Annotated in this window: 15 protein-coding genes; 7 read left to right on the top strand and 8 right to left on the bottom strand. The window is 74.6% G+C overall.

Features of this window, described 5'->3' with window-relative positions:
• Nucleotides 1-27: 27 nt before the first annotated feature.
• From AB0K00_RS25785 to AB0K00_RS25775, 3 genes are read right to left on the bottom strand one after another with little or no spacing between them, the layout of a single operon-like run.
• Nucleotides 28-783, bottom strand: a complete 756-nt coding sequence (locus AB0K00_RS25785; protein ID WP_363524460.1) for an ABC transporter permease — start codon at nt 781-783, stop codon at nt 28-30.
• Nucleotides 780-2,288: a hypothetical protein gene (locus tag AB0K00_RS25780; RefSeq protein ID WP_363524457.1), complete on the bottom strand. Its 1,509-nt coding sequence runs from the start codon at nt 2,286-2,288 to the stop codon at nt 780-782. Before AB0K00_RS25780 ends, AB0K00_RS25785 begins: the two co-directional genes overlap by 4 nt.
• Entirely contained in the window at nt 2,285-3,220 is a 936-nt protein-coding gene (locus tag AB0K00_RS25775) for an ATP-binding cassette domain-containing protein (RefSeq protein ID WP_363524454.1), read from the bottom strand. Before AB0K00_RS25775 ends, AB0K00_RS25780 begins: the two co-directional genes overlap by 4 nt.
• A gap of 89 nt (nt 3,221-3,309) precedes the next feature.
• On the opposite strand from AB0K00_RS25775, the gene AB0K00_RS25770 reads away from it, so the two are divergent.
• From AB0K00_RS25770 to AB0K00_RS25760, 3 genes are read left to right on the top strand one after another with little or no spacing between them, the layout of a single operon-like run.
• Entirely contained in the window at nt 3,310-3,975 is a 666-nt protein-coding gene (locus tag AB0K00_RS25770; protein WP_363524451.1) for a response regulator transcription factor, read from the top strand.
• On the top strand, nt 3,972-5,162 hold the full coding sequence (locus AB0K00_RS25765; RefSeq protein WP_363524448.1) for a HAMP domain-containing sensor histidine kinase: 1,191 nt from the start codon (nt 3,972-3,974) through the stop codon (nt 5,160-5,162). Before AB0K00_RS25770 ends, AB0K00_RS25765 begins: the two co-directional genes overlap by 4 nt.
• Complete coding sequence (locus AB0K00_RS25760) at nt 5,159-5,404, top strand: hypothetical protein (RefSeq protein ID WP_363524445.1); 246 nt, start codon at nt 5,159-5,161, stop codon at nt 5,402-5,404. The genes AB0K00_RS25765 and AB0K00_RS25760 overlap by 4 nt, the downstream gene beginning before the upstream one ends.
• A gap of 56 nt (nt 5,405-5,460) precedes the next feature.
• On the opposite strand, the gene AB0K00_RS25755 is transcribed toward AB0K00_RS25760, so the two are convergent.
• Nucleotides 5,461-6,015, bottom strand: a complete 555-nt coding sequence (locus AB0K00_RS25755) for a TIGR03086 family metal-binding protein (RefSeq protein WP_363524443.1) — start codon at nt 6,013-6,015, stop codon at nt 5,461-5,463.
• A gap of 152 nt (nt 6,016-6,167) precedes the next feature.
• Between AB0K00_RS25755 and AB0K00_RS25750 the strand changes: the two genes are divergently transcribed.
• Nucleotides 6,168-6,290, top strand: coding sequence for a hypothetical protein (locus AB0K00_RS25750; RefSeq protein WP_363524440.1), 123 nt, complete (start codon nt 6,168-6,170; stop codon nt 6,288-6,290).
• Nucleotides 6,291-6,376: 86 nt separating this feature from the next.
• Here AB0K00_RS25750 and AB0K00_RS25745 read toward each other — a convergent pair whose 3' ends face one another.
• Entirely contained in the window at nt 6,377-7,486 is a 1,110-nt protein-coding gene (locus tag AB0K00_RS25745) for an FAD-dependent monooxygenase (protein ID WP_363524437.1), read from the bottom strand.
• 126 nt (nt 7,487-7,612) lie between these two features.
• Here AB0K00_RS25745 and AB0K00_RS25740 point away from each other — a divergent pair, with 126 nt between their 5' ends.
• Together AB0K00_RS25740 and AB0K00_RS25735 are read left to right on the top strand one after the other, a co-directional pair.
• Complete coding sequence (locus tag AB0K00_RS25740) at nt 7,613-8,626, top strand: GntR family transcriptional regulator (RefSeq protein WP_363524434.1); 1,014 nt, start codon at nt 7,613-7,615, stop codon at nt 8,624-8,626.
• A 25-nt stretch (nt 8,627-8,651) separates the two neighbouring features.
• Nucleotides 8,652-9,056, top strand: a complete 405-nt coding sequence (locus tag AB0K00_RS25735; RefSeq protein ID WP_363524432.1) for an SMI1/KNR4 family protein — start codon at nt 8,652-8,654, stop codon at nt 9,054-9,056.
• Nucleotides 9,057-9,072: 16 nt separating this feature from the next.
• On the opposite strand, the gene AB0K00_RS25730 is transcribed toward AB0K00_RS25735, so the two are convergent.
• Nucleotides 9,073-9,525 (bottom strand): group 1 truncated hemoglobin, encoded by a 453-nt coding sequence (locus tag AB0K00_RS25730; protein ID WP_363524429.1) that lies wholly within the window; start codon nt 9,523-9,525, stop codon nt 9,073-9,075.
• 295 nt (nt 9,526-9,820) lie between these two features.
• Here AB0K00_RS25730 and AB0K00_RS25725 point away from each other — a divergent pair, with 295 nt between their 5' ends.
• Entirely contained in the window at nt 9,821-10,726 is a 906-nt protein-coding gene (locus AB0K00_RS25725) for a DMT family transporter (RefSeq protein WP_363524426.1), read from the top strand.
• Here the strand turns inward: AB0K00_RS25725 and AB0K00_RS25720 are convergent.
• The gene (locus tag AB0K00_RS25720) at nt 10,611-11,861 is read right to left on the bottom strand and encodes a glycosyltransferase (protein ID WP_363524424.1); all 1,251 of its coding nucleotides are present in this window, start codon (nt 11,859-11,861) and stop codon (nt 10,611-10,613) included. The genes AB0K00_RS25725 and AB0K00_RS25720 overlap by 116 nt on opposite strands.
• Entirely contained in the window at nt 11,858-12,616 is a 759-nt protein-coding gene (locus AB0K00_RS25715; protein WP_363524421.1) for a polysaccharide deacetylase family protein, read from the bottom strand. Before AB0K00_RS25715 ends, AB0K00_RS25720 begins: the two co-directional genes overlap by 4 nt.
• Nucleotides 12,617-12,787: the final 171 nt, after the last annotated feature.

Genomic DNA, 12,787 nt, shown 5'->3' with positions numbered 1-12,787 from the left:
AGATGTCGCGGCATTGTCCCCGCGGTGTCAGGTGTCGCGGCGCTGGAGCAGCAGGGTGCCGGCGAGCAGCGCGCCCGCCGCCCACGCCGCGAGCACCGCCAGGCCGCCCCACGGGCCGATGGGCGCCGCGCCCGAGCCGGTGGACTGGATCGTGAGCCCGGCGTTCATCGGCGCGGCCTGCTGCAGGAGCCGTTGCCAGTGCGCGTTGCCCACCGACAGGGCGAGGATCGGCGGGAGGTAGAGCAGGCCGAGGACGATCCCGACGGCCGCCGCCGAATCCCGCACGATCGCGCCGGCGCCGAGGCCGAGCAGCGCGATGAGGACGAGGTACAGGACGGAGCCGGCGTAGGCCCGCACGGTCGGCCCGTCGGCGAACGACGGCGCCGGGAGCCCGTTGCCGGGCAGGACCGCCCGCGCGACCAGCAGCGAGGCGAGGAACGCGAGGCCACCGGCGGCCGCCACCGCCAGGGCGACGACGGCCGCCTTGGCGGCGAGGACGGCCGGCCGGCGGGGAACGGCGGTCAGGGTCGTGCCGATCAGGCCGGTGCTGTGCTCCCCGCTGATGACGAGGACGGCCAGGATCGCCACCGGGGCCTGACCGAGGTAGACGCCGGCGAGGCTGAGCTGCACGGCGTCCAGGCCGCAGCCGGCGCCCGGGCAGGACAGCGCCGCGGTCACCGCCGCGCCGAGCGCCACGGTCACGGCGACGGCGGCCAGCAGCAGCCAGGCCGGGCCGCGCGTGGTACGCAGCTTCGTCCACTCGGCACGCAGCGCGGGCCTCACGTGTCCCTCCGGCGCAGCAGGACCGCGGCCAGGCCCAGGGCGACCGCGGTGTACCCGCACAGGACGGCCAGGCCGGGCAGGGCGCCGAGCGGGTAGTAGCCGTTGGCCGGGGTGTAGACGCCGTCGACGTGCGGATACCGGATGAGCGTCTGCTGCACGGCGAACGCCGCGTCGGGCGTGACGAGGGTCAGCCAGCGCTGCGCGGACGCCGGCAGGATCGGGGTGAGCACCAGCAGGTGCGGCAGGACGAGCGCCACGACGACCGTGGTGACGGCCGTTGCGCTGCGCCGCAGTACCGTGCCGACACCGAGGGCGAACACGGCGGTGAGGGCCAGCAGCGCCGCGAGGCCGACGTCGATGCGCGCGGCCGCGGCCGTGGTGACGGGGAACAGGTAGAGGCCCTGCGCGCGGGCGATCTGCTCGCCGAGCGGGAGGGCGAGCGCGACGGCCGGCAGGCTCGTGACGAACGTGACGCCGCCGAGGACGATCGCCTTGGCGGCCAGGACCCGGGTCCGGTGCGGGCCGGCGGTCAGGGTGGTGCCGATGAGCGCGTGGCGGTATTCGGTGGTGATGAACAGCGCGCCCACCACGCACAGCGCGATGAGGGCGGGGAACGCGCCGAACAGCAGGTCCCCGGCGACGCCGCCGGTGGGGATCTCGGAGCGGGTCGCCGGGGCGAGGTCGCCGGCGCCGGTCACGGTGAAGCCGTCTCCGGCCGGGGCGAACCCGCCCGACATGCGCGGCCCGTGAACGTCCACGGCGCCCCCGGTCGGCACCGGCGGATACCCGCCGAACGTGGCGGTGCCGGCGCCGAACTGCTCGCCGTCCCACCTGCCCTGCGGCCATTGCCCTTGCAGGTCGGGCCGGCCGAACACGGCGGTGGCGGCGGCGGTGACGGTGCCGCGCCCCTGCACGGCGTTCGGGCAGGCGACGAACAACCCGGCCTGCACGGTGGCGGCCAGCCCGGGCAGCCGTACCGTGGCCAACGGGCTCCACCGGCTGCCGTCGGTGGACGCCTCGCCGGTGATCGTGTCGCCGGTCCGGGTCAGCCGCAGCCAGCGTGGTCCGGCGGCGGAGACCTGGCCGGGCGGCCCGGCGTGGTCATGGACGTAGTCGTGCTGCATCCGGACCCCGTGCCCGCCGGTGACCATGACCGCCGCGTAGCTCGACCCGGGCCGCTCGCCCGCCCTGATGATCAGCCCGGCCTTCGCCCAGGGGACGGTCCCGCCGCTCTCCCCGGCGATCACGGTGGTCAGCGCGGTGACGTCGACGGTGATGCTGCCGTCGCCGTGCAGCGGCTGGTGCACGAGGTAGAAGCTGTCGCTGACCGGCCCGCCGTCCGGCCCGACCGGGATCGGCCGGGCGCCGTCACCGGTGGCGCTGGCGCCGGTGAGCACGGCGAACAGCACGATCATCAGCGCCGCGACCGCGGTGCCGGTCGCCCAGCCGCGCACCGACCTGAACTTGGTCCACTCCGCGTGCAGCAACCCCCGGAACGCCATCATCGCGACTCCTGCGGCGTCGCGGCGGGGCGGAACTCGACCGCCTCGCGGGTGAGCTGGAGGTAGGCCTCCTCGAGGGTGGCCCGGTGCGGTGCCACCTCGGAGAACGGGATCGCGGCCGCGGTCAGCGCGGTCACCACACGTTCGGCGGGCAGCCCGTGTACGGCCAGCGCCCCGTCGCCCGCACCGGCCACGCCGGCCCCCGCCCCGGTCAGCGCCCGCGCCGCCGCCTCGACGGCGAGGGTCCGCACGGTGAGCCGGTCCCCGGAGGCGTTGGCGACCAGGTCCGCGACGCTCGTGTCGGCGATGACCCGGCCGCGGCCGACGACCACCACATGACCGGCGGTGTCCTGCAGCTCACCCATCAGGTGACTGGAGACAAGGACGGCGCGGCCCTGACCGGCCAGGTGCCGCAGGAAGCCGCGCATCCAGACGATGCCCTCCGGGTCCATGCCGTTGAACGGCTCGTCGAGCAGCAGCACCGGCGGGTCACCGAGCAGCGCCGCGGCGATCCCCAGCCGCTGCCGCATCCCCAGCGAGTAGCCGCCGGCCCGCCGGCCGATCGCGGTGGTCAGCCCGACCTGCCCGGCGACCTCGTCGACCCGCCGCCGGCCCAGGCCCTGCGAGTGCGCCAACCACAGCAGGTGGTTGCCGCCGGAACGCGCCGGGTGCACCGCGGCGGCGTCCAGCAGCGCACCGACCCGGCTGAGCGGGCGGCGCAGGTCGCGGTAGGGTCGGCCGCCGATCAGCGCCCGGCCCGCGTCGGCGCGGTGCAGGCCGAGCGCGATCCGCATGGTGGTGGACTTGCCCGCCCCGTTTGGGCCGACGAAACCGGTGACCCGGCCCGGCACGACGGTGAACGTCATCCCGTCCAGGGCCGTGGTCGAGCCGTACCGCTTGCGCAGCCCGGCGACCTCGATGGTGGCATCACTCATGGCCACGGTTTCTACGCCCCGGCCGGTGACAGCACGGTACGTCCGGCTGTCACCGTGCTGTCACCTGTGATTTGGCAGAGTGGATCGCTATGACGAGACTGCTGGTGGTCGAGGACCATCCGGTGATGAGCGCGGCGATCGCCGCCGGGCTGCGCCGCGAGGGCATGGCCGTCGACGTCGTGTGCGACGGGCACGCCGCCCTCGAACGCCTGGCCGCCACCCGGTACGACGTCGTCGTGCTGGACCGCGACCTGCCCGGCGTGCACGGCGACGAGGTGTGCCGGCGGATCGTGGCCGGCGGCTCGGGCAGCCGGGTGCTGATGCTCACCGCCGCCGGCACCATCCGCGACCGGGTCGACGGCCTGGACCTCGGCGCCGACGACTACCTGTCCAAGCCCTTCAACTTCGCCGAACTGGCCGCCCGCGTGCGGGCCCTGAACCGTCGGCCCGCGGTGGCGCTGCCGCCGGTGCTGGACAACGGCGACCTGAAACTCGACCCCAACCGGCGGGTCGCGTTCCGCGCCGAGCGCCGCCTGGACCTGGGTCCGAAGGAGTTCGCGGTCCTCGCCTACCTGCTGGCCAACGCCGGCCGGGCCGTGCCCGCCGAGGAACTACTGGAACGCATCTGGGACGAGGCCACCGACCCGTTCACCACGACCGTGAAGACCACGATCGGGCGGCTGCGGGCCAAGCTCGGCGACCCGCCGGCGGTCCACACCGTCCGCGAGGGCGGCTACCGCATCGGCGAACCGTGACCGGCCCGGCGCCGCGGCTGGTGACCCGGCTCGCGCTGCTGCACGCGGGCCTCTTCCTCGCCTCCGGCATCGTCCTGCTGGCCGTCGTCGACCTGCCGCTGCTGAGCGCCGGCCACACCACCCCGGACCCGAACGGGCCGGCACCGGCGCCTGTCCCTTCCGGCACGCCGTACACCGGCAACCTGCCGGACGTGCTGCGCTACTCCGCGGCCGCGCTGGCGGTGCTCGTCCTGCTGTCGGCCGGGCTCGGCTGGCTGACCGCCACCCGGGCGCTGCGCCCCCTGCGCGTCCTCACCGCCTCGGCCCGCGCCATGTCCGCCAGCGACCTCCCCGGCCGGCTGCGGGTCGACGCGTCCTACCGCGAGTTCACCGAACTCGCCGACACCCTCGACAACCTCGCCCGGCGCCTCGCGGACGCGTTCACCGCGCAGCGGCTCTTCGTCGCCAACGCCTCCCACGAACTGCGCACCCCCGTGGCGGCGCAGCGGACCCTGCTGGAGGTCACCCTCGCCGACCCCGACGCCGGCACCGACACGCTGCGGGCCGCGTGCGAGGTGGCGCTCACCCTCGGCGAGGAACAAGAACACCTGATCAGCGCGCTGCTCACCCTGGCACACGGCCAACGCGGCATCGACCGTTGGGAACCGGTCGACCTCGCCGACGTCGCCCGCACCGTGGTACAGGCACGCGGCGCACCGATCGGCGAGCGTGGCATCCGCCTGCACACCGCGCTCGCCCCGGCGCCGGTGGCCGGCGACCCGCATCTGCTCGGCAGCCTCGTCACCAACCTCGTCGACAACGCCCTGCAGCACAACGTCCCCGGCGGCACCGTCGAGCTCACCACGGCGGCCCCGGGCCGCATCTCGATCAGCAACACCGGCGCCGTGATCGAGCCGGACCAGATCGCCCGGCTCTTCCAGCCGTTCCAGCGGCACGGCGCCGACCGCACCCGGCACACCGGCGGGCACGGGCTGGGTTTGGCCATCGTCGCGGCCATCGTCAACGCCCACGGCGCCACCCTCACCGCCCACGCCCGCCCCCAGGGCGGCCTCGACATCACCGTCTGCTTCCCACCCACCTCCGGGCCGGCGCGGACCGGCGCGGGAGACCGGCGCGGACCGGCGCGGGAGGGACGGCGCGGACCGGCGTGGGAGGACCCGGCCGAACTGGGTAACAGCACGGCATGAGCGACGACGACAGCGACGAGCAGTACACGATGGGCACCACCGCCACACCGGCCACCGCGGGCGCCGGCGCCATCGACGACGCGGACACCCCGAACGGCTCGGCCGCCGGCGTCACCGCGCCGCTCGGCCTCGGCGGTCAGGCCGACGCGCCGGGCCTGCCGTTCGACCACAAGCCCGACTCCGACGACACCGTCCACGGCCCGCAGACCGCCACCGAACACGGCGAAGGCGGCAACTCTTGACCCGGGGGTGACGACGTCGAGCGGCGGCACTGACCCGGCCGGGTATGTGGCGGGTCCTACAACGGGTTGCGGCCGATGAAGGCGAGCAGCCGGGTCTGCACGTCGGCGTCGTCGGGGACGCGGACGCGGGGGCCGTAGTGGCCGCTGTCGCGCAGCACCTCGTCCAGCGGCAGCATCTCCTCGAGCATGACCGCGCAGCGTTCGGGGTCGAGGTGCTCGTCCTGGCCGGTGGCGCGGGCCAGGTCCCAGGTGTGCAGGAACACGTCCGCGGTGTAGAACTGGCTGATCGCGGTGTGGAGCGGGACGGCGCCGATGTGCGGGTTGGTGACGACCCGCTCGCCGTAGGACGGGTCGTCGAGGATCGCCTGCACGGCGTCGGTGTGCACCTGCCAGGCGGCGATGGGGTCGTCGCCGACCGGCGGGCCCTTCGGCAGTTCGATGCCGGCGCCGGCGTGCAGGAACCCCGGGAGCCACTCGACGAGGTGGTCGACGACGTCACGGGCCACCCAACCCTCGCACGGGGCCGGCCGGTCCCAGCCGCCGGCGGGAACCCCGCGGACGCGGTCGGTGAACGTGCCGGCGATGCTGCGATGCTCCTCTGCTGGACTCATCTGGCCACCGTATCGCCTGCGGGCGGCCCGTGAGCGACCGTTGCGCAGATGGACGCGGTTTGATCAATGGCGGTCTGGGAACCATGCAGTTTGATGGATGTCGCCGGAGCACCGGCGGCCGATCACGACGCATGCGATGCGAAGGAGATGCCATGCCCTGGGTCAGAGGACATTACGCCAGGCCCCCGCGCAACGGCCGGTCACCGCTCGGCCTCGGCGCGATCCTCGGCATCGCCGTCGCCATCTTCGTGGTGATCTACCTGCTGACCCGCTGAGCGCCCGGCCGGCGCCGTCCGCGACCCCGTCGGACGGCGCCGGCGTGATCAGGCGTAGGTGCGGGCGCAGGCGGAGGACCGGGCGCTCACGCGTCGAGGTCGATGGCGGACTTGGCCCGCTCCGCGGACTCCTCCGACGGCGGGCCGCCGGGATTCTCCGTGGCGAGCGCCTGGTTGAGGGTGACGAACTCGCGCATCCGCTGCTCGTAGCGGTCGAATCCGGCCCGGTGGTCCTCGCCGCAGCGGGCCAGGGAGTCGGCGAGGACGTACGCGCCGACCAGCGCCAGGCTCGTGCCCTGGCCGGACAGCGGCGACGGGCAGTAGCCGGCGTCGCCGAGCAGCGTCACCCGGCCGGTGGACCAGGAATCCATGCGGATCTGCGCCATCGCGTCGAAGTAGAAGTCGGTGGACCGCCACATCGCGTCGAGCAACCGCGGTGTCTCCCAGCCCACGCCGTCGAGCCGCTCCTCGACGAGTTTGCGTTGGGCGTCAAGGTCGCGACGGTCGTAGTCCAGGGGGCCGGACTCGAAGCCAAGATTGACCCGCATCTCGGTGTTGTCCCGGGCGGAGTAGATGCCGTAGCCGACGCCGTCGGCCCGTAGCCAGACCTGCCAGCGGTCCAGGTCGAGGAAGTTGGGCGCGGTGAACACGCCGACGTAGGCACCGAGGTGGTGCAGGAACGGCCGCTCCGGCCCGAACGCCAGCCGCCGCACCGTGGAGTGCAGGCCGTCGGCGCCGACCACCAGGTCGAAGGTCTCCGGTGCGGCCTGCTCGAAGGTCACCCTGACGCCGTCGGCGCGCTGCTCGAGCGCGGTCACCGAGTCGCCGAAGCGGTACCGGACGCCGGCCCGGGTGGCGTCGTGCAGCAGGCCGATCAGATCCTCCCGCAGCGCCTCGACGTCCTCGCTGTCGAGCCGGCCGCTGCTGAGCGCCATCTCGGTCGAGCGCATGATTTCGGTGCCGTCCGGGCCGAGCATCGACATGCCGCGCATCTCGGTGCGGGCCCGGCGTAGCGGGCCGGTGAGCCCCATCCGGTCGATCACGTCGAGTGCGACGCCCCGCACGTCCACCGCGTGCCCGCCGGCCCGCAGCGCAGGTGACCGCTCCACCACTGTGGGAGCGAGGCCGTGGCGGTGCAACCAGTACGCCAGAGCCGGCCCGCCAACGCCGGCACCGCAGATCAGCACAGTCTTCACGAAGTCCTCCTTGTACGCTGTACGCGTCTCGACGGTACGGTGTACGCATCCGACCAGACAACGGATCCCAGCGAGACTGGCCTAGTACAGAAGAGGCTGTGTCCTAGTACAGAACGAGGGAGTCACGTGTCCGCGGAACCGCCGTACCTGCGCATCGCCGCCGACCTGCACCGCCGCATCGCCGCCGGTGAGCTGCGGCCCGGTGACCGGCTGCCGTCCACCCGGGCGCTCGCCACGCAATGGGGCGTGGCGCTGGCCACCGCCGCGAAGGCCCTCAACGAGCTGCGCCAGGCCGGCGTGGTCCGTGCCCAGCCGCGGGTCGGCACCATCGTGGCGCCACCCCCGGGGCGGCCGGGAGCGCGCAGCGTCCGGGCGGCTCGCCCGGCGCCGCCGGGAGCGCACAGCGGCCAAGCGCCTCGACCGGCGCAACCCCGGGCCGGCGCCGCGCCGGAGGTCGACCTGGACCGCGGCCACGTCGTCCGCGCCGCCGTGGCGATCGCCGACGCCCAGGGCCTGGAGGCGCTGTCGATGCGCACCGTCGCGGCCCGGCTCGGTGTGGCCACCATGTCGCTGTACCGGCACGTCGCCAGCAAGGACGAGCTCGTCCTGCTGATGGCGGACGCGGCGTACGGCGAGGCCGGGTACCCGGCGGCACCGCCCGACGGGTGGCGGGCCAGGCTCGAGCTCGGCGCGCGCACGCTGTGGCGGCTGTACGGCCGGCACCCGTGGCTCGCCCAGCTGGGCCCGCTCGCGAGACCGCTGCTGCTGCCCAACCTGCTGCGGCACGGCGAGTGGCTGCTCGGCGCGTTCACCGGCCTGGGCCTGCCCGCCGCCCGCGTCTTCGACCTGTACATCGTGCTGTTCAGCCACGGTCAGGGCCTGGCGGTCAACCTCGACCGGGAGGCGCGGGCGCAGGCGGAGACCGGCCTGACGGACGAGCAGTGGGTGGACACCCAGGCGGCGGCCATGCAGGCCCTCGCGAGCTCCGGCAGCTACCCGAACTTCGCCGGCGTCACCGGCGGGCTCGCCGGCGGCTACGACTTCGACCTCGACGCGCTCTTCGAGACCGGCCTGCGCGCGCTGCTGGACGGCTTCGAGCGGCTGATCGAACGGGAGACCCACTCCGCGGCACCCAGCTGACCGCCCGCTGCCCTACGGTGCCGGTGTGGACAGGGCGTTTCTGGAGCTGTGGAGCCGGGAGTGGGTGGTCGGCCACGACCCGGAACGTGACCGGCCCCTCGACGACGAGGTGCGCGCCGGGTGGCTGGGGTTCGCGCCCGCGACCCCCGCGCAGGTCGCCGCGGCCGAACGACGCCTCGGGTGTGTGCTGCCGCCGTCGCTGCGCGCGTTCCTGCTGCTCACCGACGGCTGGAAGAACACCGGGAACTTCATCTACCGGCTGGCCGGGACCGCGGAGCTGGCGTGGCCGCGGCTGCTGGCGGCGATGCCGCTGTGGCGGCCGGTCAGCGACAACCACATCGCGCCGGTGGTGCTCTACACCGATCCGCTGCTGACCGAGCTGCTCATGCCGCCCCGCGGCAGGGCGCTGCTGGAGGTCCCACGCGGCTGACGCGGCGTCATGCCCGTCAGGGAGTGGCGCGGAAGCGGCGCAGCAGCCCGCCCAACAGCCGCCGCTCGCCCCGCGGGGTCGGCACCGCGGCGGGCGCGACGATCTGCCCCCGCACGGCGGCCAGGGTGTCGGCGACCCGGAAGATGATGTCGGTGTCGACGTCGAGCTTCCACAGCAGCCCGGTGAGGTACTGCGCGACCCGGTCGTAGTGGGCGGAGCTCACCTCGAGGTGGCGGTGCGCCTCGGCGAGGTCGCGGCCGTCGTAGGAGACCGGGCCGCCGAGGACCTGGCTGAGCAGCAGCACCTGGTGGCGTTTGATCCGGGCGATGTCCATGCCGGTGAAGTAGCCGGCGAGTTCGCCGTCGGCGAGGACGAGGTCGTAGAACCGTTCCACGACAAGGCGGATCGTGGGCGCGCCGCCGACCCGCTCGTAGTCGGACACGCTCGGCATCACGGTGGAGTTCGTCATGGCCGCGCCACCTCTCATCGGTCGTCGCCGCGGCACCGGCGGCGGGATCAATCGGACATCCCCCTCAACGTCGTGCGGCACGAGCGGACGTGGGCACGGCGCCCGACGTCGCCGCGCCGGCACCGCACGGATCTGCTGACCTGGGCGGGCCGCAAGGGGTACTGGCGAAGAACAGCCGAACGGGGGAGCCGTTGGCCGGGTGTTCGGCGGGTGTTCGGACGCCGCTCCCCGGGCGCTCGGCGGCGCGGTGTCTACTGCGGATCCGTCGCGATGCCAACCGGTCCGGAGTGTGCGCTTGTCGGGACAGGCGACCGCTGTCGTGATGTCGCTCGCCGCGGCGTTGCTGTTCGCGGTGTCCGCCGCGCTGCAGCAGCGGGCGGCCGGCGATGCGCTGCGGTCGGCACCGGTGGCGCAGCGGCGCCGCCGCCGGTGGCTGCCGGTGGCCGCGGTCTTCGGCCGGCTCGTGCGGGACCGCCGGTGGCTGCTCGGCTGGATGGTGAACCTGGCCGGGTTCGGGCTGCACGCCGTCGCGCTGCGGTTCGGGTCGATCACCGTGGTGCAGGCGCTGCTGCTGGCGCAGCTCATGTTCGCGCAGCTGCTGCTGCGCCGCCGGCCGGTGTGGCAGGACTGGCTCGGCACCGTCGTGGTGGCCGCGGGACTGGTGCTGCTGCTGCTCGTGCGGCGCACGGCACCGGCGGATCCGCAGCGGGTGCACGTGCCCCTGGCGGTGCTCGTGGTCGCCGCGGGCATCGTCGGCCTGCTCGGCCTCGCGCGGATCGTGCCGCGGCGGCGGGGCTGGCTCCGCGGCGCGGTCGTCGGTGGCGCCGCCGGGATGTGTTTCAGTCTCACCGCGGTGTTCGTCGTCCTCGCCGGCGCCGACCTGGCCCGCCGCGGGATCCTCGAGCTGGCAACGGATTGGGTGATCGTCGGGCTCGCCGCGTCGACGGTGGCCGGCACCGTCCTGGTCCAGGACGCGTTCGCGGCCGGCCCGCTGCCGATCGTGCTGACCGCCATGTCGATCGCCGACCCGGTCAGCAGCACGGCGATCGACCTGCTCGTCTTCGACCCGCAGCGGTTGGGCCTGCTCAGCCTGTCCGCGTACGCCGGCGTCGGCGTGGTGCTGACCATCGGCGTCGTGCTGCTGGTGAGCTCTCCGACGCGGAAAGCCGAAGCACGCGTCCCGGTGGCCGCGACCCGTTGACGTCGCCGGCGGTCAGCAGCTCCTCGAAGCAGTCGAGCATCGCGGCGGCCGTGCCCGACCACGGCAGGCGTTCCGCCGTCGCGCGGGCCGCGGCCCGCCGCGCCGGTGCGGGCACGGCCAGGAGCGCCTGGACGCCGTCGGCGATCCCGGCCGGGGTGCCGTCCGTGACCGCGCCCGCCCCGGGTGCGGTGATGAGCTCCGCCGCGGCGCCGGCCCGTGGCACGACGACCGGCACGCCGCACGCGAGCGCCTCCAGCGTGGCGAGCCCGAACGTCTCGGCCCGGGACGGTGACAGCGCGACGTCCGCCGCCGCGAGCAGCTCCGCCAGCCTGGCCCGGCCGGGGACGTGCCCGGCGAAGGTGACCGGCAGCCCCGCGGCGCGCCGCTGCAGCCTGGCCCGCAGCGGGCCGTCGCCGATGACGTCGAGGTGCACCGGCAGGCCGCGCCGGCACAGCTCCCGCACCGCCTCCACGGCGAGCTCCGGCGACTTCTCCTTCGACAGCCGGCTCACCAGGATCAGCCGGACCGTGGCCGGCCGGGCACCGTCCGGCGTGGACGTGACGGGCGTGGAGCCGTCCACAGTGGACGTGTGGAACTCGTCGAGGTCGACGCCGAGCCGCACCCGGCGCACCTTCGCCGGGCCGAACGGCAGGAACTCCTCGGCGGAGAAGTCCGAGGCCACCACGACCCGGTCGACCCGGGCGTACAGCTGCCGGTTGATCGCGGCGGCGCCCGGCCGGGCGAGCCACCGCGACAGGCGGACCCGGATCACCTCGTCGAGGCGTTCGTGAGAGAACATGACCAGCGGCACCCGATGCTCACGGGCCCACGGCGCGAGCCAGCCGACGCTGAGTTTGTCGTTGAGCTCCAGGACGTCCGGCCGCCACTCCTCCAGCACCGCGAGGACCCTGGCCCGGTCGGTCAGGAGGCGGTAGCCGCCGGAGCCCGGCAGGGTGCGGCTGCGGATGGTGACCTGCCGGCCGAGCGGCGAGGTGACGTCCTCGTCGTCGGCGCCCGGCACGACGAGCAGCCGGTCGTGCCCGGCGGCGACGTAGTGCTGGCCCGTCTGCGACACGCAGGTGCGCAGCCCGCCCGAGACCGGCGTGTAGAAGTTGGCCAGCTGGGCCACTCTCACCGCAGCACCGCACCGTAGGTGACCGGCTGCGCGCCGCTGGCCAGCGCGGCCTCGATCGCCCGCAGCGTCACGTCCCGCAACCCCGGCCGGTGCAGGTCGTCCGGGTGCAGCGCGATGCGCACCACCCCGGGCCGCCGGCTCGCCCAGGACGCACCGGACCGCACGAGCGCCGCGCCGAGCCGCTCACCGAACCCGCCGCCCGGCCGGTGTGACAGCGCGAACCCGCGGTGCAGCCGCCCGCTGCGCAGGTCCCGCACACCGAAATGGTTGGTGGTGTACTGGTAGCCCGCCGCTGTCAGCGCGCGCTGCGCGGCGGCGGAGGCGAGCCAGCCCGGTGGCGTGAAGCCCGCCATCCGCAGGCCGAGCGCCTCGAGGACCTGCCCGGCGTTGCCGAGCCGCTCGGCCGCCTGCCGCTCGTCGAGCGCCGCGAACTCCGCCGCGCCGCGGGCCACCGCATATCCCGCGGCCCGCCGCAGCCGCCCGCCCTCCGGCCCGGCCCGATGCGACCAGCCGTGCAGCACCAGCTCGTCGCCGCGGGCCGCCCGCTCGCGCAGCATCGCGGCGAAGTCGGGATGCTCGGCGAGCTGCGCGCCGCGCCAGTGCCCGGGAATGACCAGCAACGACACCGGGATGCCCAGGGCGTCGGCGTCGGCGCACCAGCGCTCGGACTCCGCCGCGCTGCCCGGCGCGACGTCGTGCACACTCACCACGAGCAGCGGCGCCCGCCGCACGTCGGTGCTGACAGAATCTGGCATCACGCGCTACCACCCGTGTCGGAGCGTGGCGACCTGTCGAACGAGATCGACACGCGACGCTAACACGCACCGGCGCCCGGTCTGATCCCGTTCGACCCCGGTGGGACCCTGATCACGGACCCTGATGAGACCCTGACGACCCGCCCGTTCGCAGCGCGCCGGATCACCCAC

This window comes from Dactylosporangium sp. NPDC049525 (assembly GCF_040676755.1).
Lineage (GTDB): Bacteria > Actinomycetota > Actinomycetes > Mycobacteriales > Micromonosporaceae > Dactylosporangium.
The sequence above is the reverse complement of the archived record's forward strand: the minus strand, read 5'-3'. Positions and strand labels throughout refer to the sequence as shown.

Excerpts from the sequence above, each read along its gene's own strand:
- AB0K00_RS25780 (WP_363524457.1), bottom strand. The coding sequence starts at position 2,288 with ATGATGGCGTTCCGGGGGTTGCTGCACGCGGAGTGGACCAAGTTCAGG.
- AB0K00_RS25775 (WP_363524454.1), bottom strand. The coding sequence starts at position 3,220 with ATGAGTGATGCCACCATCGAGGTCGCCGGGCTGCGCAAGCGGTACGGC.
- AB0K00_RS25770 (WP_363524451.1), top strand. The coding sequence starts at position 3,310 with ATGACGAGACTGCTGGTGGTCGAGGACCATCCGGTGATGAGCGCGGCG.
- AB0K00_RS25760 (WP_363524445.1), top strand. The coding sequence starts at position 5,159 with ATGAGCGACGACGACAGCGACGAGCAGTACACGATGGGCACCACCGCC.
- AB0K00_RS25755 (WP_363524443.1), bottom strand. The coding sequence starts at position 6,015 with ATGAGTCCAGCAGAGGAGCATCGCAGCATCGCCGGCACGTTCACCGAC.
- AB0K00_RS25750 (WP_363524440.1), top strand. The coding sequence starts at position 6,168 with ATGCCCTGGGTCAGAGGACATTACGCCAGGCCCCCGCGCAACGGCCGG.
- AB0K00_RS25730 (WP_363524429.1), bottom strand. The coding sequence starts at position 9,525 with ATGACGAACTCCACCGTGATGCCGAGCGTGTCCGACTACGAGCGGGTC.
- AB0K00_RS25715 (WP_363524421.1), bottom strand. The coding sequence starts at position 12,616 with ATGCCAGATTCTGTCAGCACCGACGTGCGGCGGGCGCCGCTGCTCGTG.